The 19,212-nt window shown below is 72.1% G+C and carries 24 protein-coding genes and 1 tRNA gene; 11 read left to right on the top strand and 14 right to left on the bottom strand.

Going from position 1 to position 19,212, the window contains the following annotated elements; translation table 11 throughout:
* Positions 1-178 precede the first annotated feature (178 nt).
* Positions 179-436, top strand: a complete 258-nt coding sequence (locus AC067M_RS33405; RefSeq protein WP_478700771.1) for a PLDc N-terminal domain-containing protein — start codon at positions 179-181, stop codon at positions 434-436.
* Here the strand turns inward: AC067M_RS33405 and AC067M_RS33400 are convergent.
* From AC067M_RS33400 to AC067M_RS33385, 4 genes are all read right to left on the bottom strand, one after another.
* Positions 418-502 (bottom strand) — tRNA-Ser (locus AC067M_RS33400). The genes AC067M_RS33405 and AC067M_RS33400 overlap by 19 nt on opposite strands.
* Positions 503-570: 68 nt before the next feature.
* Positions 571-1,002, bottom strand: coding sequence for a tRNA adenosine(34) deaminase TadA (gene tadA / locus AC067M_RS33395; RefSeq protein WP_478700770.1), 432 nt, complete (start codon positions 1,000-1,002; stop codon positions 571-573).
* Positions 1,003-1,058: 56 nt separating this feature from the next.
* Positions 1,059-1,586: a tRNA adenosine deaminase-associated protein gene (locus tag AC067M_RS33390; protein WP_478700814.1), complete on the bottom strand. Its 528-nt coding sequence runs from the start codon at positions 1,584-1,586 to the stop codon at positions 1,059-1,061.
* Positions 1,587-1,887: 301 nt separating this feature from the next.
* Positions 1,888-2,085 carry a hypothetical protein gene (locus AC067M_RS33385; RefSeq protein WP_133927912.1) on the bottom strand — a complete coding sequence of 66 codons (198 nt, stop codon included), beginning with the start codon at positions 2,083-2,085 and terminating at the stop codon, positions 1,888-1,890.
* A gap of 141 nt (positions 2,086-2,226) precedes the next feature.
* Here AC067M_RS33385 and upp point away from each other — a divergent pair, with 141 nt between their 5' ends.
* On the top strand, positions 2,227-2,862 hold the full coding sequence (gene upp / locus AC067M_RS33380) for a uracil phosphoribosyltransferase (RefSeq protein ID WP_478700769.1): 636 nt from the start codon (positions 2,227-2,229) through the stop codon (positions 2,860-2,862).
* 15 nt (positions 2,863-2,877) lie between these two features.
* On the opposite strand, the gene AC067M_RS33375 is transcribed toward upp, so the two are convergent.
* The 7 genes from AC067M_RS33375 to AC067M_RS33345 form a co-directional block, all read right to left on the bottom strand.
* Positions 2,878-3,528 carry a LytR C-terminal domain-containing protein gene (locus tag AC067M_RS33375; protein WP_478700768.1) on the bottom strand — a complete coding sequence of 217 codons (651 nt, stop codon included), beginning with the start codon at positions 3,526-3,528 and terminating at the stop codon, positions 2,878-2,880.
* Between the two features lie 96 nt (positions 3,529-3,624).
* Positions 3,625-3,921 carry a type II toxin-antitoxin system VapB family antitoxin gene (locus AC067M_RS33370; RefSeq protein ID WP_004943146.1) on the bottom strand — a complete coding sequence of 99 codons (297 nt, stop codon included), beginning with the start codon at positions 3,919-3,921 and terminating at the stop codon, positions 3,625-3,627.
* 234 nt (positions 3,922-4,155) lie between these two features.
* On the bottom strand, positions 4,156-4,284 hold the full coding sequence (locus tag AC067M_RS33365; protein WP_478700767.1) for a hypothetical protein: 129 nt from the start codon (positions 4,282-4,284) through the stop codon (positions 4,156-4,158).
* 68 nt (positions 4,285-4,352) lie between these two features.
* Positions 4,353-4,682 carry a hypothetical protein gene (locus tag AC067M_RS33360; protein WP_478700766.1) on the bottom strand — a complete coding sequence of 110 codons (330 nt, stop codon included), beginning with the start codon at positions 4,680-4,682 and terminating at the stop codon, positions 4,353-4,355.
* Between the two features lie 96 nt (positions 4,683-4,778).
* Positions 4,779-5,441: an HdeD family acid-resistance protein gene (locus AC067M_RS33355; RefSeq protein WP_478700765.1), complete on the bottom strand. Its 663-nt coding sequence runs from the start codon at positions 5,439-5,441 to the stop codon at positions 4,779-4,781.
* 554 nt (positions 5,442-5,995) lie between these two features.
* Complete coding sequence (locus tag AC067M_RS33350) at positions 5,996-6,595, bottom strand: HhH-GPD-type base excision DNA repair protein (protein ID WP_478700764.1); 600 nt, start codon at positions 6,593-6,595, stop codon at positions 5,996-5,998.
* 24 nt (positions 6,596-6,619) lie between these two features.
* Entirely contained in the window at positions 6,620-7,339 is a 720-nt protein-coding gene (locus AC067M_RS33345; RefSeq protein ID WP_478700763.1) for a siderophore-interacting protein, read from the bottom strand.
* A 78-nt stretch (positions 7,340-7,417) separates the two neighbouring features.
* Between AC067M_RS33345 and AC067M_RS33340 the strand changes: the two genes are divergently transcribed.
* The 9 genes from AC067M_RS33340 (at position 7,418) to AC067M_RS33300 (ending at position 15,784) form a co-directional block, all read left to right on the top strand.
* The gene (locus AC067M_RS33340; RefSeq protein WP_478700762.1) at positions 7,418-9,535 is read left to right on the top strand and encodes a penicillin acylase family protein; all 2,118 of its coding nucleotides are present in this window, start codon (positions 7,418-7,420) and stop codon (positions 9,533-9,535) included.
* Positions 9,528-10,136 (top strand): GNAT family N-acetyltransferase, encoded by a 609-nt coding sequence (locus AC067M_RS33335; protein WP_478700761.1) that lies wholly within the window; start codon positions 9,528-9,530, stop codon positions 10,134-10,136. Before AC067M_RS33340 ends, AC067M_RS33335 begins: the two co-directional genes overlap by 8 nt.
* Positions 10,133-10,606, top strand: a complete 474-nt coding sequence (locus tag AC067M_RS33330; protein WP_478700760.1) for a cupin domain-containing protein — start codon at positions 10,133-10,135, stop codon at positions 10,604-10,606. The genes AC067M_RS33335 and AC067M_RS33330 overlap by 4 nt, the downstream gene beginning before the upstream one ends.
* Positions 10,603-11,382 (top strand): SDR family NAD(P)-dependent oxidoreductase, encoded by a 780-nt coding sequence (locus AC067M_RS33325; protein WP_478700759.1) that lies wholly within the window; start codon positions 10,603-10,605, stop codon positions 11,380-11,382. The genes AC067M_RS33330 and AC067M_RS33325 overlap by 4 nt, the downstream gene beginning before the upstream one ends.
* Before the next feature lie 145 nt (positions 11,383-11,527).
* Positions 11,528-13,312 (top strand): copper resistance CopC/CopD family protein, encoded by a 1,785-nt coding sequence (locus AC067M_RS33320; RefSeq protein ID WP_478700813.1) that lies wholly within the window; start codon positions 11,528-11,530, stop codon positions 13,310-13,312.
* Positions 13,313-13,546: 234 nt separating this feature from the next.
* On the top strand, positions 13,547-13,969 hold the full coding sequence (locus tag AC067M_RS33315; RefSeq protein WP_478700758.1) for a sortase-dependent protein: 423 nt from the start codon (positions 13,547-13,549) through the stop codon (positions 13,967-13,969).
* Positions 13,966-14,589: a class F sortase gene (locus tag AC067M_RS33310; RefSeq protein ID WP_478700757.1), complete on the top strand. Its 624-nt coding sequence runs from the start codon at positions 13,966-13,968 to the stop codon at positions 14,587-14,589. The genes AC067M_RS33315 and AC067M_RS33310 overlap by 4 nt, the downstream gene beginning before the upstream one ends.
* Before the next feature lie 195 nt (positions 14,590-14,784).
* A complete protein-coding gene (locus AC067M_RS33305) occupies positions 14,785-15,276 on the top strand; it encodes an RNA polymerase sigma factor (protein ID WP_478700756.1) in 492 nt (163 codons plus the stop codon).
* The gene (locus AC067M_RS33300; RefSeq protein ID WP_478700755.1) at positions 15,260-15,784 is read left to right on the top strand and encodes a hypothetical protein; all 525 of its coding nucleotides are present in this window, start codon (positions 15,260-15,262) and stop codon (positions 15,782-15,784) included. Before AC067M_RS33305 ends, AC067M_RS33300 begins: the two co-directional genes overlap by 17 nt.
* A gap of 48 nt (positions 15,785-15,832) precedes the next feature.
* Here the strand turns inward: AC067M_RS33300 and AC067M_RS33295 are convergent, their stop codons facing one another.
* From AC067M_RS33295 to AC067M_RS33285, 3 genes are all read right to left on the bottom strand, one after another.
* The gene (locus AC067M_RS33295; RefSeq protein WP_478700754.1) at positions 15,833-16,336 is read right to left on the bottom strand and encodes a DUF234 domain-containing protein; all 504 of its coding nucleotides are present in this window, start codon (positions 16,334-16,336) and stop codon (positions 15,833-15,835) included.
* A gap of 295 nt (positions 16,337-16,631) precedes the next feature.
* Positions 16,632-16,853 carry a hypothetical protein gene (locus AC067M_RS33290; RefSeq protein ID WP_478700753.1) on the bottom strand — a complete coding sequence of 74 codons (222 nt, stop codon included), beginning with the start codon at positions 16,851-16,853 and terminating at the stop codon, positions 16,632-16,634.
* Positions 16,854-17,125: 272 nt separating this feature from the next.
* Positions 17,126-18,547: an ATP-binding protein gene (locus tag AC067M_RS33285; RefSeq protein ID WP_478700752.1), complete on the bottom strand. Its 1,422-nt coding sequence runs from the start codon at positions 18,545-18,547 to the stop codon at positions 17,126-17,128.
* Between the last annotated feature and the right edge of the window lie 665 nt (positions 18,548-19,212).

The following is a 19,212-nucleotide window of genomic DNA, read 5'->3' as shown; positions in this document are numbered from 1 at the left end:
TGTGCCCGTAGGGGGCCCCTGTTGCCGACGACGGTGAGTGTAACTACAGGTCCTATTTAAGGATCAACAGGTCAATGTCCAAAGAACGGATCGTGAGGTGCCGTGAACCGTTCGGGGGGTCTCGTCCGATGGAGCAGTGAAGGCCGCTCCGAGGCCTCTGCAGAGTGGGGAGAAGACGATGCTGGGATTGCTGACCTTGGTTCTGATAGGTGTTGCGGTCCTGCTGTGGGTGGGAGCCCTGCGCGACTTCCTTCGCACCCCGGCGGAGCAGGTCCGCTTCGTGCCGAAGCTGGTGTGGCTGCTCTTCCTGATCCACGCCCCGGTCTTCGGCGCCCTCGTCTGGTCGTACCTGGGCAAGAAGCCGGCCCGGATAGCCACGAGGGGCTCGATCCATCGGATCGAGCCCCTCGTCAACAGCGGTAGCGGAGGGATTTGAACCCTCGGTGACTTGCGCCACACTCGCTTTCGAGGCGAGCTCCTTCGGCCGCTCGGACACGCTACCGAGGGAGACCTTACAGCACGGTGGGGCCTGCTTTGAAATCGGTATTCAGGGGGAGCGGAGGGCTGTGGTCAGCGGGAGCGGAAGAACTCGGTGAGGAGGCGTGCGCAGTCGTCCGCGAGGACTCCCTCGATCACCTCGGGCCGGTGGTTGAGCCGCCGGTCGCGTACGACGTCCCAGAGGGAGCCGGCCGCGCCCGCCTTGTCGTCACGTGCGCCGTAGACGACGCGGTCCACGCGGGACTGGACGAGGGCGCCCGCGCACATCGTGCAGGGCTCCAGCGTCACGACCAGCGTGCAGCCGGACAGCCGCCACTCACCCAGCCGCGAGGCCGCCCGCCGGATGGCCAGGACCTCCGCGTGCGCGGTCGGGTCGCCGACGGCCTCCCGCTCGTTGTGCCCGGTCGCGAGCACGGTCGTGCCGTCCGCGGCCAGCACGACCGCGCCGACCGGGACGTCACCGCCCCGGACGGCCTGCCCGGCCTCGTCGAGGGCGAGCCGCATCGCGGCCCGCCACCGGTCGCGTACCGGGTCGGGCGTCCCTCCCGCGGTCGGTGCGGTCAGCGGACGGTCTCCAGGGTCTCCGAGGCGCCCAGGGCGTCGGCGATCTCCGTGACGGCGTCCGCGGACAGCGACCGCAGCTCCTTCTCGGTGACCCCGAGGTCGTCGAGGATGCCGGCGTCACCGACCGGGCCGTGCGGCACGGCGTCGGCGGAGCCGCCGTCCTCGGAGTCGTCGTCCTCGCCGTCACCGTCCTCGGTGCCGTCGAGGTCGAGGGAGTCCAGGTCGGCGTCGTCGTCGCCGGGCTCCCTGCCGAGCAGTTCGTCGGTGAGCAGGATCTCCCCGTAGCTGCTGCGGGCAGCGGCGGCGGCATCGGAGACGTAGATGCGAGGGTCCTCCTCGCCGTCGATGCGGACGACGCCGAACCAGGCGTCCTCCTGCTCGATCAGCACGAGCACCGTGTCCTCGTCGGGAGTGGCTTCCCGGGCCAGGTCGGCCAGATCCGACAGGGTCTCCACATCGTCGAGCTCTGTGTCGCTCGCTTCCCACCCGTCTTCGGTGCGCGCGAGCAGTGCGGCGAAGTACACCGTGACTCTCCCACTGGTCATAGGCGTGCCGGTTGGGGGTCCCCCCGGCGGAGGTTTCGGGCGGAGAGAGCTGTGCTCCGAGCCCCGCCCACTCGGAATCGTGGCAGAAACAAGGCGTTCAGGGGACGTCTTCTGCTCCCTGTGTCCGGTGGTTTTGATCGCACGTCCCTGAGCACGTCCGTTGGCAACTACCAGCACACTCGTTGCGGCCACCTGCGGATCGTACGCGGCTTTCCCAGGCGTCCGCGCACACCCACCTCCGCAACGCCCCGGTGGGCGTGGATCTTTCCGGTGTACGCACCTACCAGCGGAACGTCCGCATTCGCATCGCGTGTCGCAGCCGGGCGACCTTCGCGCGGCGGGGCTGGACGCGGTCGCGCAGTTCGCGGGCCTCGGCGAGATCGCGCAGGAACTGGGCGCGCCGTCGGCGGCGCTCGGCGTCCGTCTCCGGCCCCCGCGGCGGGCCTTGTTCGGATGTGCGGTCAGGCAGGTCGGGCATCGGCTCATCACCCCAGTCCGTCTTCACCGGTTTCCCCCGGTCGGCGGGTTTGATGCCAGCGGATGGCTTAACGAGCCGGGGGGAGAGCCTTGTGGAACGTCAGGGGCGCCGGGCCCATGGGGCCCGGTTACTGTTGTGGTCATGCGTCTCCACGTCGTCGACCACCCCCTGGTCGCCCACAAGCTCACCACGCTGCGCGACCAGCGCACGGACTCCGCGACCTTCCGTCGCCTCGCCGACGAGCTGGTCACCCTGCTCGCCTACGAGGCCACGCGCGACGTGCGCACCGAGCAGGTCGACATCATCACGCCGGTCGCCGGGACCACCGGCGTGAAGCTCTCCCACCCGCGCCCGCTGGTCGTGCCGATCCTGCGGGCCGGACTCGGGATGCTGGACGGCATGATGCGGCTGCTGCCGACCGCCGAGGTGGGCTTCCTCGGCATGATCCGCAACGAGGAGACGCTGGAGGCGTCCACGTACGCCACGCGCATGCCGGAGGACCTCTCCGGGCGTCAGGTGTACGTCCTCGACCCGATGCTCGCCACCGGCGGCACGCTCGTCGCGGCGATCCGGGAGCTGATCGAGCGCGGTGCCGACGACGTGACGGCGGTGGTGCTGCTGGCCGCCCCGGAGGGCGTCGAGCTGATGGAGCGCGAGCTCGCGGGCACGCCGGTCACGGTCGTCACGGCCGCCGTCGACGACCACCTCAACGAGCACGGCTACATCGTCCCCGGCCTGGGCGACGCGGGGGACCGGCTGTACGGCGCGGCTGAATAAGCCGCACCGCCCGCCTCAGCAGCTCTTCTTGCCCCCGCTCGGCGTCGGCTTCGGCGCCGACAGCGCGGCCAGGGCCTTGTCGGCGTCCGCCTGCTTGACCAGCTCCTTGAAGCCGGTGCCGATGACGAGGTCGACGGCGTCGCCCTTGCGGGCGGCGTCGGTGCGGCGCTCGGCGCCGGCGAGCTGCGTGGCGAGGACGGGCAGCGAGGTGTTCAGGGAGGAGGCGGGGCCGAGCAGCAAGCCGGTCCCGTCGACCTTCTTGTCGTACTCCTTGCTCGCGTTGCCCACGTCGCCGATGCGGAAGCCGCGCTTCTTCAGCTCGTCGGCGGTCTTCTTGGCGAGCCCGCTGCGGGGCGTGGCGTTGAAGACGTTGACGGTGATCCGGCCCGGCCCGGGCACGGCCGTCGCCGCGGGTGTCGCGCTGGCCGGGGGGCTTGCCTTGGTGGCGCAGTCCGCCTTGGTACCGGCCGCCGAGGCCGTTCCCCCGCCACCGGTGAAGACGTCGATGAGCTGCAGGGTTCCCCAGCCCGCGACTGCGAGCGCAGTGGCGCAGGCGACCGTCAGTACGGCGAGCCTGGCGCGCCGCCGATGGGGGCGCATTCGTGGGTACTTGTTCCCCGTGATCCGGTACTTGCCGCCCATGCCCCGGGGAGTCAGCATGCTCATGAACGCAGCGTAGTGCGCCCGGGCGGCCATGCCTACTAGATGATCATTCGGCCGCCGCAGGAGAACCCGAAAGGGCCAACCCGCAACCGGTCGACGTCAGTCCAACTCGAGCACGCGCGCGTGCAGCACCTGGCGCTGCTGCAGCGCGGCTCGCACCGCGCGGTGCAGGCCGTCCTCCAGGTAGAGGTCGCCCTGCCACTTCACGACGTGCGCGAAGAGGTCGCCGTAGAACGTCGAGTCCTCGGCGAGGAGCGTTTCCAGGTCGAGCTGCTGCTTGGTCGTCACCAGCTGATCGAGGCGGACCGGGCGCGGCGCGACGTCCGCCCACTGCCGGGTGCTTTCCCGGCCGTGGTCGGGGTACGGCCGGCCGTTTCCGATGCGCTTGAAGATCACACGGAAAGCCTACCGGCCCAGACCTTCAGGGCGCAGCCATGGCGACGGAGTGTGAGGGGGGAAAGGTGCCGCGAAAGGGGGCGAACCGGAAAGAGCGCGCCCGGTCTTCGATCCGGGCGCACCCAGCGCGCATCCCCTTCCCCTGATGCTTCAGCTGATTCCCTCCCCAGAGCTGATGTGTTCCTCGTCACGCGTGGGCGTGGCGGAGGCGGTCGGCCCGCCTCCGCCGGTGGTTCAGCGTCCCGGTTCCTCCGGGGGCCGCTGCTGTTGCGGCGGGGCTTCCTTCAGTTGCGGCTTCTGGGTGCTGCGGGCGGCCTCCGCGCGCAACAGGGCGCGCAGGACGGCGTACGGGTCTGAGGGCATGGCTGTGTTCCTTGGTCCTTGTCGCGGGTGTGAGGAGTTGTGCCGACTGGCCTGGGGAGGCGGGCACGTCAGCAGCGCAGGACCACGGAACGCAGGGGGTGCGGGGTGCGGGGGGCGTACGGCGGGCCGGGCGGTGCCGGGGGCGGCAGGACCGGTGGGACGCCGGGCGGCGGGGCCGGAAGGGGCGCGGGGCGCAGGGGTACGGCGGGGCGGTGGGTGTTGCGGGCCGGGGGGCGCAGGAGCGTGTCGAGGACGTCGTACTCCACGCTCTCGCCGACGGTTGCCTCGACGGGCGCCGTATGAGCCGCGGCGTGCGCGGCCGGTACCAGCACGGCGAGCAGCAGCGCGAGCACCCGCAGCCAGGCGCGGCTGCGCGGAAGGCTTCGCGTGGCGCTCACGGGAGTCATGTCCCCGCCGGCCCCGGGGGGTTCATCGCACGGGCCGCGAGATCCGCTCGCACGGCGTACGGGGTGTACAGGGTATGGGTGCGGCCATCACACCGTGTGCGGGAGCTGACGGGCCCGCCTCCGGATGGTGAGCGCGACGACGATCTCGACGACTCCGACCGCGACCAGCCAGATGCCTCCGACGAGGGTGAGCACGGCGACCGACTCGAAGGGGGAGTCGATCAGCACGATGCCGCCCACGACGGTGAGGGCCCCGAGGAAGATCTGCCAGCCGCGTGCGGGCATGGACGGGTCGGAGGCGGCGGCCAGGGTGTGGGTGATCCCGCGGATCAGCCAGCCGATGCCGATCCACAGGGCGAGCAGCAGGATCGACTGCATGGGCCCGCGAAAGCAGAACAGGCCCAGCAGGATCGACAGGGCGCCGCTGATGAAGGCCAGGACGCGCAGCGAGGTGGTCTTGTGCGTGCCGAAGGCGGAGACGAGCTGGAGGACGCCGCTGATCACGAGGTAGAGGCCGAAGAGGATGCCGGCCGCGAACAGGGAGGCGCCCGGCCAGACCAGCACCAGCACGCCCATGACCAGAGAGGCGACGCCGGTGCCCAGGACGACCTGCCAGGCGGCCCGGGACAGGGCGTGCAGCGGGCCCTCGAAGGGCGGCTCCGGCTCGTGAGCGGTCGCGGTGTGCCGGGCGTGCACCCTCCGGTCGTCGTACTCCGGGCCCCTGGGGGAGCCGGTCGGTGGCTCGGTCATGATCCATCCTGAAACCGACCACGACCGCCCCGCCATCCGAGACGGTCCGCTCGACTGACGGATCCTCCGCGCGGCTCCGCCCCTGTTGAAACGGCCCGTCCGACCGAGCGCCGGGCCAGCCCCGGCTGGCCGATGGGCCGGCATCGGGCCCTGCCGGTAGACCGACGCGCGCCCTGCGGCTTCGCGAGTGGCGAGCTGCCGGCCAGCGGGCCACGGGCGGCTGCTGGCGCGCCCTTTCGCCGGTGGCGGAGTGGTGGACAGGGCTGGCGGGTGTGCTTCGCTGCCTGCGCCGTTGCCGTTGCCGTTGCCGGGCGGGCGGCGGGTGTCTCGCTGCCTCCCGGTTGCCGGGGCGGGCGGCTGGTCGGCGGCTGCTCGCGTGGCCTTGCCGGTGGCGAGGTGGCCACCGGCCGGCGGGTGTCTCGCTGCCCCCGCCGTGGTCGGTGCGGCCGCTGACCGGCGGGTGTCTCGCTGCTCCCGCCGTGGTCGGTGCGGCCGCCGGACGACGGGTGGCTCCCTGCCTCCTCCGGCGCCGGGGGCAGGCCCCCAGTCCACGGCTACTTGGCGGGCTTCGCCGCCTTCGCCGCCTTCGCCGCCGCCTTCATCTCCTGCTTGTGGGCGCGGACCTTCGTCAGGGAGTCCGGGCCCGTGATGTCGGCGACGGAGCGGAAGGACTTCGGTTCGCCGTAGGCGCCGGCGGCCTCGCGCCAGCCCTGGGGGGCCACGCCGAGCTGTTTGCCGAGGAGGGCCAGGAAGATCTGTGCCTTCTGCTTGCCGAAGCCGGGGAGGGCCTCCAGACGCTTCAGCAGCTCTCGCCCGTTGTCGACGCCCTGCCAGACCGCCTCGGCGTCACCGTCGTAGTGCTCGACGAGGTACTGGCACAGCTGCTGGACCCGCTTGGCCATGGAGCCGGGGTAGCGGTGCACGGCCGGCTTCTCGGAGAGCAGGGCGGCGAAGGCCTCGGGGCTCTGGGCGGCGATCTCGTGCGCGTCGAGGTCGGAGGAGCCGAGCCGGTCGGCGATGGTGCGGGGCCCCTTGAACGCCCACTCCATCGGCACCTGCTGGTCGAGCAGCATGCCGACCAGCGCGGCGAGCGGGGAGCGTCCGAGGAGTTCGTCGGCCTCGGGGTCCTGGGAGAGGTGCAGGGTGACGTCCATGCGTCGATGATCCCGCGTACGGGATCAGGTCGCGCGCCAGTACCCCAGCGCGTGCGTGCGCTGCTTGGGAACGCCGAGCTCCTTGCGGACGTACGACGAGAGGGCGCGGGTCGTCGCCGTGTCGCAGGCGATCCAGACGTACGGCTCCGGGGTGGCCCTCAGCAGGTCCGGCAGGTCGGCCCGTACGCGTGAGACGAGGTGGGCCCCGGCCTCGCGGCGGGGCACCGGGCGCAGGTCGTGGCGGGCGGGGTCGGCGCGGAGGGGGAGGTCGTCGGGGGTGCCCTCGAACCAGACGGTCGCCGGGGCCTCGAACTCCGCCAGCAAGGAGTTGAGAGCCGGCAGCGACGCCGGGTCGCCGATCGCGAAGACGTGCGAGGGGGCGGGCTGCGGCCGTTGGAAGCCGGTGCCCTGGACCGTCGCCTCGATGGTGTCGCCCGGCTTGGCCGCCCGGGCCCAGTCGCTGGCGCACCCCTCATGGAGGGCGAACTCCAGGGAGAAGGTGCCGGTGGCCGGGTCGGGGTCGACCAGCGTGTACGCCCGCTGGTGCGGCTTGCCCGCGTTGTCGAACCAGAGCCGTACCCACATGGTGGGGTGGACGCCGGTCGCGGCGAGCATGCCGCCGTCGGTGAGACGCAGGCGCCGGTAGTGCGGTGTGACATCCTCCGCGTCCGTCACGGTGAACTCGAAGTCCTTGGCGCGCATCAGCCTGAGGACCGCGCCCTCCCATCCCCGCCCCTGCGCCATCGCGCCTCCACCCCTCGCGTACGATTCCGCAACAGTCGACTTAGGCAAGGCTAACCTAAAGCATAGAGGGGCCACAGGGTGACCACCGAGATCCACAGAGACGCCTGGGGCGTCCCGCACCTGCGCGCGGGCAGCCCCCTCGCGCTCGCCCGCGCCCAGGGCCGCGTCACTGCCCACGACCGCGCCTGGCAGCTGGAGGTCGAGCGGCACCGCGCCCAGGGCACCTCGGCGTCCTTCCTCGGCGCCGCGGCCGTGCCCTGGGACGTGTTCGCCCGCCGTGCCCGCCTCGACGACACCGCCCGCCGCTGCTGGGCCGCGCTAGGGGAGTCGGACCCGGAGACGGCGGAGTGGGTGCGCTCGTACGTCGACGGCGTCAACGAGGGCCTCCATGTCACCCGGGAGTTCGATCGCGTCGCCCTCGCCCCCGGCCGCTGGGAGCCCTGGACCCCGCTCGCCGTCTGGCTGGCCACCCACATCCTCTTCGCCGGGTTCCCCGCCAAACTGTGGCGGGAGGAGGCCGTACGCCACCTGGGCCCCGAGGCGGTCGGCCTGTTCGCCACCGACGGCCCCGGCACCTCCGGCAGCAACGGCTGGCTGGTGAGCGGGGAGCGCACGCTCACCGGACAGGCCGTCATCGCGGGCGACCCGCACCGCTTCATCGAGGACCCCGGCGTCTACCAGCAGATCCACCTCGCCTGCCCCGAGTTCGACGTCATCGGCCTCGCCGTCCCCGGCGTCCCGGGCATCGCCCACTTCGGGCACACCGGCACGGTCGCCTGGGCCATCACCAACGCCATGGCCGACTACCAGGACCTCTACAGGGAGCGGCTGCGACGCACCGGCGCCGGCATCGAGGCCCTCGACCCCGACGGGGTGTGGCGGCGCGCCGCCCGGCACACGGAGCTGGTCCGGGTGGCGGGTGAGGAGACCGTCGAGGTCGAGGTGATCGAGACCGAGCGCGGACCGGTGATCGCCGGTGGCCCGGAAGGACTCGACGACGGCACCCCGGTCGCGCTCAGCCTGCGCTACCCGCCCCGCGTCACCGCCGACCTCGGCTTCGGCGCCCTGCTCCCGCTGCTGCGGGCCCGCCGGGTCGCCGACGTGGACCGCGCCTTCGACGCCTGGGCCGAGCCCGTCAACGTCGTCCAGGCCGCCGACACCGACGGCGGCCTGCTGCACCGGGTCGCGGGCCGGGTGCCGGTGCGCGCCGAGGCCAACCGCACCCGCCTGGTGCCCGCGTGGGAGCCCGGCCACGAGTGGACCGGCTGGCACGAGACGCCCCGCGCCGGTCTGACCGACGGCATCGCGGTCATGGCCAACCAGCGCGGCCCGGCCGCCCCGCTCGGCGTCGAGTTCGCCCCGCCGCACCGCGCCGACCGCATCCGCGCCCTCCTCGACGAGCGCCGCCAGTGGTCCGCGGCGGACATGCCCGCGATCCACACGGACACCCACCTCGGCTCCGCCGGGCCCCTCCTCGACCACCTCGCCGCCCTCGACGACCTGTCCGACGAGGCCGCTGCCCTGCGCGACCGCCTCCTGCGCTGGGACCGCCGCATGGACGCGGACAGCCGGGACGCGTCCGCCTATGCGGCGGTGCGCGGCGCGGTCGTACGCCTCCTCGCCGCGCACCCGGCGTTCGCCGCGCTGACCACCCCGCCCGCCTACCCGGAGGTCCTCCTCCCCTGGCTCGCCCTCGTCCCGCGCATCGGCTTCGCCCTCGAACATCTCCTGCGAGTGGAGGAGTTGTACGGCGTCGACCGCCCCGCCGTCGTCCGCGCGGCCCTCGAGAAGGTCGCCGGGCTGCCGTCCGCCCGCTGGGGCGACACCCACCGCCTCGCCCCCTGGCGCGCGCTGACCGACCCCTCGTACGAGGGCCCGGTCCTCTCCGGCGACCACGACTGTGTGCTGTGCACCTCGGCCGTGCCCGGCTGGACCGACCTCGCGGCGCGCGGCCCGGCCGCCCGCTACGTGTGGGACCTGGCCCGGCGCGAGGACAGCCGCTGGGTGGTGCCGTTCGGCGCGTCCGGCGACCCCGGCGACCCGCACCACCACGACCAACTCCCGCTGTGGCTGGAGGGGCAGCTCGTCCCCGTATGCGACGACTGGGACCGTCTCGCGAAGGAAACCGCGAAGGAAACCGCGATGGAAACCGCGAAGGAAACCGCGAAGGAGACCGCGAAGGAGACCGATGTCTGACAAGCGCACCCCGCGCACCCCCGTCCACGAGCAGGTGCTCGACGGCTTCGGTACCGTCCGCGTCCTGCCCCTCGACCCGAAGGCCGACGCGGACGTGATCCACCGCTGGGCCGCCGAGGAACGGGCCTCCTTCTGGGGCATGAACGGCCTGACGAGGGACCAGGTCGCCGAGATCTACGCCCACATGGACACCCTCGACACCCACCACGCCTACCTGGTCGTGAAGGACGGCGAGCCCGCGGCGCTCCTCCAGACGTACGAGCCGGAGGCCGACCGAGTCGGCGAGTGCTACCCGGTCGAGCACGGTGACATCGGCGTCCACCTGCTGCTCGCCCCCGCCGGACCCGACGGCGCGCGTGCGGGCTGGACGGCGGCGCTGGTGTCGGTCATCGCCTCGTACGTCCTGCGGGGACTGGGCCGGCGCCGGGTCGTGGTGGACCCGGACGTGGGCAACGAGAAGGCGGTGTCCCGCTTCCTGCGCCAGGGCTTCGAGGCGGGCCCGGTCGTGACGCTGCCGGAGATCGACCTGCCGGACGTGTACCTGCCGGAGAAGCGGGCCCAACTGGCTTTCCTCAGGCGGGATGTAGCCTTCCCCGGGTGACTCCCGAGGACCTCGTGGCCCACTACCGACTGGAGCCGATCCCGCGCGAGGGCGGCCTGTTCCGCCGTACCTGGGCGGGACCCGAGCGGGCCGACGGCCGCCCTGAGGGCACCGCCATAGTGGCCCTGCTGACCGCGGACGACTTCTCCGCCCTGCACCGCCTGCCCACCGACGAGGTCTGGCACTTCTACCTCGGCGACCCGCTGGAGCTGCTGCTCCTCGCCCCCGACGGCACCTCCCGCACCGCCGTTCTCGGGCCTGACGTCCTGGCAGGCCAGCACCTACAGTTCACGGTGCCCGCGGGTACCTGGATGGGCGGCCGGGTGATGGCGGGCGGCGCGTGGACGTTCTTCGGCTGCACGATGGCGCCGGGGTTCACGGACGCGGGGTACGAGCACGGGGACGCGGCCGACCTGACGGCGCGTTATCCGGCGCTGGCGTCCCGGATCGTGCAACTGTGCCGTCCATGAGGACGGGGAGCACGGGCTTGCTGGCGGGCCTGACCGCGCTCGTCACGGGTGCGGGCGGCGGCATCGGCCGGGGCATCGCGCTGCGGTTCGCGCAGGAGGGCGCCGCCGTGGCGCTGCATTGCCGTACGGCCGTCGGCTCCGCGCGCGAAGTGGCCTCGCTCATCGGTGAGCTGGGCGGCCGGGCCGTCGTCCTGCGCGCCGAGCTGACCGACGAGGACGAGTGCCGCCGACTGGTCCGCGAGGCCGCCGAGTGGGGCGGCGGCCGGCTGACGACCCTCGTCAACAACGCGGGCGTCCAGCCGGTGAGTCCGCTCCCGGAGATGTCCGCGGCCCAGTGGCGGGAGGTCGTGGACACCAACCTGACCAGCGTCTTCGCCTGCACCCAGGCGGCCGCCGAGATCATGCGGGAACAGGACGGCGGCGGCACGGTCACCCATATCGCCTCCGTCGAGGCCCGGTTGCCCGCAGAGGGGCACGCCCACTACGCCGCGTCGAAGGCGGCGGTCGTGATGCACGCCCGGTCCGCGGCGCTGGAGTACGGCCGGTACGGCATCCGCGTCAACACGGTCTCGCCCGGTTTGATCGACCGTGAGGGACTGGCGGAGGCCTGGCCGGAGGGCGTGACGCGGTGGCGGCGGGCGGTCGCGTTGGACCGGCTCGGCCGGCCGGAGGACGTGGGCGACGCGTGCGTGTTTCTGGCCTCGCCGCTCGCGTCCTGGATCACCGGGCAGGATCTGGTGATCGACGGCGGGGTGTCGGCGCGGCCGACCTGGTGAGACGTGTCACCTCGGGCCTGAAGTGAGCACCGGTGGGCTCGCAACCGTATGTATCCCCGAGCGGCGAGTCCGAAGACGGAGTAGTGACGTGGACGAAGAGCGCCATGGCGGGCGACGAGACGGAACACGGCGGCTTCAAGGGCTGGTGCTGCTGGGCGCCATGCTGGTCCTGCTCGTCCTCGGTGGCGCGGGACCGGCGTCGGCCCACGCCGCCCTCCGTGACACCGACCCCGCCGACGGAGCCGTCCTCAAGACGGCACCCCGCTCCCTCACCTTGACCTTCACCGAGTCCGTGGGCCTGCTCGACGACTCCCTGCGCGTCCTCGACCCCGACAACCGCCGGGTCGACGAGGGCGAGGCCCGGCACGCCTCGGGCAGGTCGGACACCGTGCAGGTCAGCCTGCCCGCGAAGGCCACCGAGGGTACGTATGTCGTGGCCTGGCGAGTGGTGTCCGCGGACAGCCACCCGGTCTCCGGCGCCTTCACCTACTCCGTCGGCAAGCCCTCCCCGACCCCGGCCGCGATCAGCACCGGCCCCGTCGAGAACCCGGCCACCGGCAGCCTCTACGACCTCGCCCGCTACCTCGCGTACGGCGCGGCGGCGCTGCTCGTCGGCACGGCCGTCTTCCTCGCCGTCTGCCGCCCGCCCGAGCCGGGCCGCCTGCGCAGGACGCTCGTGGTCGGCTGGTGGACGCTGCTGGTCTCCACCGTCGCACTCCTCCTGCTGCGCGCGCCCTACGAGTCCGGCACCGGCCCTGCGACCGTGTTCGACCCGTCCGCCCTGAGCCGCACCCTGACGACCCGTCCGGGCCTGGCCCTGTTGGCCCGCCTGCTGCTGTTGCTGTGCGCGGCCGTACTGCTCCTGCGCGCCCGGAAGCAGGAACGGCCCGACCGGGTGACCCTGGGCGCGGGCGCCGTCGTCGCCGTCGGCCTGGCGCTGACCTGGGCGTCGGCGGAGCACGCGTCGGCCGGGATCCAGGTGCCGGTGGCGATGACGTCCTCCGTGCTGCACCTGCTGGCGACGGCGGCCTGGCTGGGCGGTCTGACGGCGCTGCTCACCCTGCTCCACCGCGGCCCGCTCCCCGCGCTCACCCTCGCCCGCTTCTCCCGGCTGGCCTTCGCCTCCGTGATCGTCCTGGCGGTCACCGGCGTCTACCAGTCCTGGCGCGGCCTCGGCTCCTGGAACGCGCTGACGGGGACGCCGTACGGCCGCATCCTGCTCGTCAAGCTGGCGGCCGTGACGCTGTTGCTGGCGGCGGCGGGCTACTCACGGCGCTGGACGGCTCGGCTGGTGACGGCGGAGACGGAGACGGAGAAGGAGGCCGAGGTGGCGGTGAAGGAGCGGGTGCCCGCGCAGGTGGGGGGACCGGCGGAGCCCGAGGGCAGGGAGGACGCCCCCGGCGCCGCCAAGGCCCTTGAGCGGGCCGACCCGGAGGACGCGCACCGCAAGGCGCTGCGCCGCTCGGTGCTGGTCGAGGTCGCCATCTCGGTCCTGGTGCTGATGATCACGACCGTACTGACGAACACCCTCCCCGGTCGCGCGGCGGCCGAGGCGTCCACATCGTCGGGGTCGTCGGGCTCCAGCGCGGTGACCGCCGCCTCCGTCACCGACGTCCCCTTCGAGGTCGGCTCGGCGCGCGGCCGCGTCCAGGTCACCCTCCAGTCCAACCGGGCCGGGGACAACGAGGTGGAGGCCCTCGTCTTCGGCCTCGACGGAAGCGTGGCCGTCGTCCCCGAACTTCGCATCACGTTCACCCTCCCCAGCCAGAAGATCGGTCCCCTCGACACCCGCGTCACCGACCGGGGCGGCTACTGGGTCGCGGACTCCTTCAACCTGCCCATCGCCGGCACCTGGGACATGAAGGTGACGGTGCGGGTGTCGGACGTGGACCAGGTGAGCGAGACCAAGCAGGTCCGCATCGAGGACTGACGCCGGGACGGGCCGACACCTCCGCCTCCCCGAACACCGTTCACCGACGTCCGCGGAGCGGCGAGCACCGCCTGCCGGAACACCGTTCACCGACGTCCGCGGAGCGGCGAGCACCGCCTCCCGCGACTTTGCCATCTCTTTACAACCCACCCCGCCGCCCCCTCGTCTCTCCTCTCGATTCGCAACCCAGCCCGCGGGCCACCGGCCGGGCTGACCGACCAAGGAGAGCGACAGATGCGCCGAACCATCCTCAGTGCCGTGGCACTCGCGTGCACCGCCGTACTGGCGAGCACCGCGCCCGCGCTGGCGGACGAGCCGTCCCCGGTCCCGACGGTCCCGGCGACCGCGGTCCCGAGCGCCGAACCCACGCTCCCGCCGAGTGAGGGCGCGACACCCGTACCGACGGCCACGGCGAGCGAGGCCCCGACCAGCGAGCCCTCCGAGGGCCAGGGTGGCGCTGAGCCGACCGTCGCGCCGTCCGAGGGCAGCCAGGTCAGCGTCGTACCGAGCGGCGCCCCCGACACCGGCGTCGTGGCGGCGGACTCCGGAGGCGACGGCGGCCAGGGCGGTGTGATCGGCGGGGGCGCCGCCGCGGTCCTCCTCGTCGGCGGTGCGACCGTCTTCGTCGTACGGCGCCGGCGGGCGACCGGAGCATGACCCCGCTCTCCAGGCGCGCCTGTCTCACCGCGGCGATGGCCACGCTGCTGGCGGGCTGCGGCACCGGCCATTCCGGCGAGTCGGGCCAGTCCGGCCGGCCCTCGACCGGCCCGCGCACCGGCGCCGGTACGCCATCCCCTTCGCGGCCCTCCCCGAACGCGGCCCACGCCCTCGCGCGTTCGGTCCCGGTCCGGCTGCGGATCCCCGCCATCGGGGTCGACACCCCGGTCATGCGGCTGGGCCTCGCCCCGGACGGCAGCGTGCAGGTGCCCCCGATCACGGCGCACGACCGGGCCGGCTGGTACGGGCACTCGCCGACACCGGGCCAGGTCGGCCCGTCGGTGATCCTCGGCCACGCCACCGTCGGCGCCTACGGGGACGGCGTCTTCCACGACCTCGCCCGACTGCGGCGGGGCGACCGGATCGTGGCGCGCCTGGGGAACGGCACGACGGCGGAGTTCACCGTCCACACCGTACGGACCGTCGCCAAGGCGGACTTCCCCACACGGGAGGTCTACGGGGACGTGAACCGCCCGGAGCTGCGGCTCATCACCTGTGGTGGGCCCCGTACCGGTGACGGCTACCGCGACAACGTGATCGTCTTCGCGGGCCTGAGCTAGGGCCTGTCGTCTGGATCAGGGCGCAGGGAATCGACGCCGGCTGGTCAGCGCCGGTGAGCGGGGTCCGGGGCGTGCAGCTGCAGGGCGGAGGAGGGCGTGCCAGACCCGCGTCTGCGGCGTGATCCAAACGACAGGCCCTGGCTCCGCCACCCCTCACCCCACCCCCGTACGGGTGCCCCACGACCCTGGAGAGCGTTGAAACGGTCCCGCGAGAAGGCAGCGTCCGAGCTGTTCGCCGCCCTCTACCCACGCCTCGCCGGCTGGTGCCGCCGTCTCGTCGACGACGACGAGACGGCCCACGAGATCGCCTCCGAGGCCTTCACCCGGCTCTGGGCCCGCTGGACGTCCGTGGCGGAGCCCCGCGGTTTCCTCTACGTCACCGCGGCCAACCTCGTCCGGGACCACTGGCGCAAGCTGGAGCGCGAACGCAGGGCCGTGTACCGCGCCACCGCCGAAGCCGCCGTACAGCCGCAGCCGGAACAGGCGGATCCCTCGGTACGCCTCCTCGTGCAGTCGCTGCCGGAACGACTGCGCGTGCCGATCCTGCTGCACTACTACGCTGACATGCCGATCCGGGAGGTGTCCGTGCTGACCGGACGCAAGGAAGGGACCGTCAAGGCCGACCTTCACACGGCTCGCGAACTGCTCCGCGCCCACCTGAGGAGAAGTCTTGATCACACACCCTGACGACGGTCCGGACTTCGACCCCGACGACCCCCTCGCCGTCATCCTGCGACCGCCCTCGTCCGCCTATCTCGGGCCGCCGCCCGGCCACTACGAGGCGATCCGCCGCGGCGCGTTCCGGCGCCGGCTGCTGCGCACCGCGGCCGGGGCGGGCCTTGTCTGCGCGGTAGCGGCCCTGGTCGCCGTGCCGCTCCGTCTGACGGCCCCCGAGAAGCCCACGACGCCCACGGTCCCCATGGCCCCGCCGTCACCGTCGAGCCCCACCCCGTCGGCTACCCGGTCCGACCCCTCGACCCCCTCTCCCAGCCCCTCGACCGACACCTCCGCCCCGTCCATGGCCCCGTCCACCGCCCCCTCGCCGGTACCTTCCGAACCACCTTCGGCAGCCTCACCCACCAGCCCTGCCTCCCCACCCGCCATGACGCCGTCAGCGGAGCCGGACGACTCCGCCATCCCGACGGTTCCACCCGACGCGACGTGGGGGACACGGACCGAGGCGCCGACCTCGTAGGACAGACGCTCATCCGCCGCAGGTCCCTGACGAGCCGCGGGGAAAACCTCACGTTTCACGGCGACCGACGGCGCTGCTCATGCCCTGCGCCAGGCGCTGAGCAGGTCTTCGGGGGCCGTATGCCGCCTGGAGTCCGGAGCGGCTGATCCGTTGCGGGAGACCGCGACGAGCGGTACCGGCTCGTCGGTGATGGCCGCGGTGCTTCTGGAGCATGGCGAGGTCGTGGCTGTCGAACGGGGAGTTCTCCAGCCACTTGACCGAGCCGAGGGAGAGGAACTCCTCGGCCACGGGGTGCCGGTCGGCGCCCACCAGGTCGATTCCGACGTCGTTGCTGCGGGTCCAGTACCCGCCGATCGCCGGGGCGGAGGGCAGGAGCCCGTCCGGCAGGAGACGGGCGAGGGACTCCCGGACCAGGGGTTCGATCGCGCGGCCCCGCCAGCTCGTCCGCCGCTGCTTGATCCGGCGCAGAGTGAGATCTCCCCGCATCCGCTGGATCTCCGCCCTGTGCGGACCCAGGAAGGCGAGCCGGAACCGTAGGCAGGGGTCGGCCACGCGGTGGCGGCGCGTTCCCCTGTCAGCCGGTTTTCACTCGTGGGAGCGGAGTGCCTTGGGCCGCACCGATCGCGTGTCTCGCGTGAGCTCCTGCGCATCCTCGAGCAGGAAGGTCTCGTCCTCCCCGAAGTCCGGGGCCTGGAAGGGGCTTGTCGTCGGAGGCGGCGACGCTGCAGTGGAACAGCGAGGGCGCCCTTCCGGAGCGGAGAACAGAGAGGTCAGGTCGATGAGAGGTGTTCCTTTCGGTACAGGCTCCCTGAGGGAGCCTGTGGTGCCGGGACCGCGCGCAGCGGTCCTACAGCTTGGTCATCTTGGAGTACGGGCTGGGGATCCGCATGTGCGCCGAGCCGAAATCCACGAGCACGGCGATTCCATCCTCGATGTCGATCACCCGGCCGAGGCCGTACATGTCGTGTGTGACCTGGTCACCCACGGCGAAGCGCCGGGGAGCCGGTGCGGGCGGGGGCTTGAAGGGGCTGGTGGGCAGATGACGCTTCGGTGCCGCAGGCCTTGTCATTGCACCAAGTATGCGTCTTGTGTGTGTCCGCCTACGTCGCCGTTCGGTATCAGAGTCATCTCGAGAACGCCGTCGGCAGCGTGCATCGCGACGGAAGTCGAGACGGACAACGTCGAGGCACTGGCGGAGGACACGGGGTTCGGGGGTGATCAGGAGAGTCCTGACCTGCGGCGGAGTGGAGCTGAGGGCAGGTGGCGGACGCTGCTGGAACTGGGCACCGGCGAATGCAGCCAGAACTGCAACGAGAACTGCAACCAGGGCTCAGTTTCTGCTCACGCCCTGCGCCAAGCGCTGAGCAGTTCCTCGGGGCCGTACTCCGCCTGAAGGCCGGAACAACCGACCCCGCTGCGGGAGACGGCCACGAGCGGTACCGGCTCATCGGTGATCGCTGCCCGGTGCTTCTGCAGTGCGGCGAGGTCGTGGCTGTCGAAGGCGGAGTTCTCCAGCCACTTGACCGAGCCGAGAAAGAGCAACTGCTTGGCCACCGGCTGCCGGTCGGCGCCCACCAGGTCGATTTCGACGTCGTTGCTGCGGGTCCAGTACCCGCCGATCGCCGGGGCGGAGGGCAGGAGCCCGTCCGGCAGGAGACGGGCGAGGGACTCCCGGACGAGGGGTTCGATCGCGCGGCCCCGCCAACTCGTCCACTGCTCCTTGATGCGGCTCAGGGTGAGATCTCCCCGCATTCGTTCGATCTCCGCCATGTGCGGGTCCAGAAACGCGAGCCAGAACCGAAGGTAAGGGTCGGCCACGCGATAGCGGCGTTCCTTCGACGGCCGCAGTGACAGGGGCAGCTCGGCTGCCACCACCCGCTTCTCGGTCAGGACATCGGTGGCCCGGGTGAGAGTGGTGTGGGCGATGCCGCCCGCGGCGCGCGCGATGTTGGTGAAGGTGCGCTCCCCGCTTCCGATGGCCCGCAGGACTTCCCTGCTCATCGCCTGCGGCGGAAACTCCGCGGCCAGTGACCGCTCGGCGGAGACCAGCAGCGCCGAGATCGGGTTGTCCAGCGAGTCGCGGAGGAACTCCCAGACATCCGCTCCGGCCCGCCACTCCGCACAGATCAGCGGAAGACCGCCCGTGATCAGGGCGGCGTCGAAGGCGACCGCCGGCGACAGGTTGAGCATTTCGCCGAGGTCGGCCGGGTTCAGTGGCCCCACGACCATCTCCCGGCCTCGCTGATGGAAGGGGCGGTCGTAGCTGTTCAGCGCCTCCATCATCGACAGGTCGGATCCGACCAGGAGGAGGAGCACCGGCTTGCGGCTGAGCAGGCGGTCCCATGCCCGCTGGAGCATGCCCTCGAAGGCGTCGATGCGGTCCATGAGATACGGAACCTCGTCGACGACGACAACGCTCGGGGTGTCGTCGGGCAGGATGTCCGCGAGCAGCCTGAATGCCGCGTTCCACTGCTCCGGGGTTTCCTCTGAGAACAGTCCCCGCTCCGGCAGGGTGGACCTGGCGACAGCGTCGAGCAACTCCGTCAGCTCGTCCTCCGCCGTGCCGCCCGCCGCGGTGAAGAAGAGGTACGGCGTTTCGGTGCGCCGGAGGAACTCCTCGACGAGGCTGGACTTACCCACCCGCCGCCTTCCCCGCATGAGGATGCACTGACCCGGTTTCGCCGACCCGACGGCATCCTGAACCGCCTGCAAGGCGTTGCCGAGCACGCTCAGTTCACGGTCCCGCCCGATGAAACGGCGCATCCGGCCTCCTGATGGAGCAATAGTATCGACAGAGATACTATCGCCATCGATACCATTGCCGTCGATACCATCTGCTTTCAAGCGGGTTGGTCGCTACCCCAAGCCGCGAAATTCCGCCCTCATCACCTCGGAGGTTGAACCTTGCTCCACTGAGGGCGGGGACAAGGTCAGCCTCGGAGATGATCCGCGTCGTCATGCGCCCCGGCAGGCTGGGTGCACGACGACAACAAGGCACCCCCACGCCCCCCTGGACCCCGAAGCGACGGGCCTTGCACAGCGCAGCGTGCCCGCCTGGGCGGAGCGCGTCGCGCACGCCATCCCACTGGTCGTACTGCCCGTCGGCATCTGGCGACTGCCATTCGCCTTCGGGTACGGCATGGGCGGAGAGCCCCTGCCCCCTGCCTGGTGCAACGCCCCTTATGTCATCGGGCTGACGGCCGCGCAACGTGGCCAAGAAGGCCGAGGCCTACCTCGCCTCCACCGGTATCGCCGACACGGCTACCGACGCCGTCGGACCTGACCCCAGCCTTCGGTGAGAACGCTCATCCTTCCCTAAGAGCCGTGGAGCCGACCGCCCCGGCCACGGAGGGTGTCTCCCACGTCCTGCCCGCAGTCGCCGAGCGCGCCGCCGGGCGCGGCCAGTCGGGGCGCAGAACAGGAGGCAG

The organism is Streptomyces sp. NPDC043427 (assembly GCF_056436655.1).
This window is presented reverse-complemented; position numbering and strand designations above follow the sequence as displayed.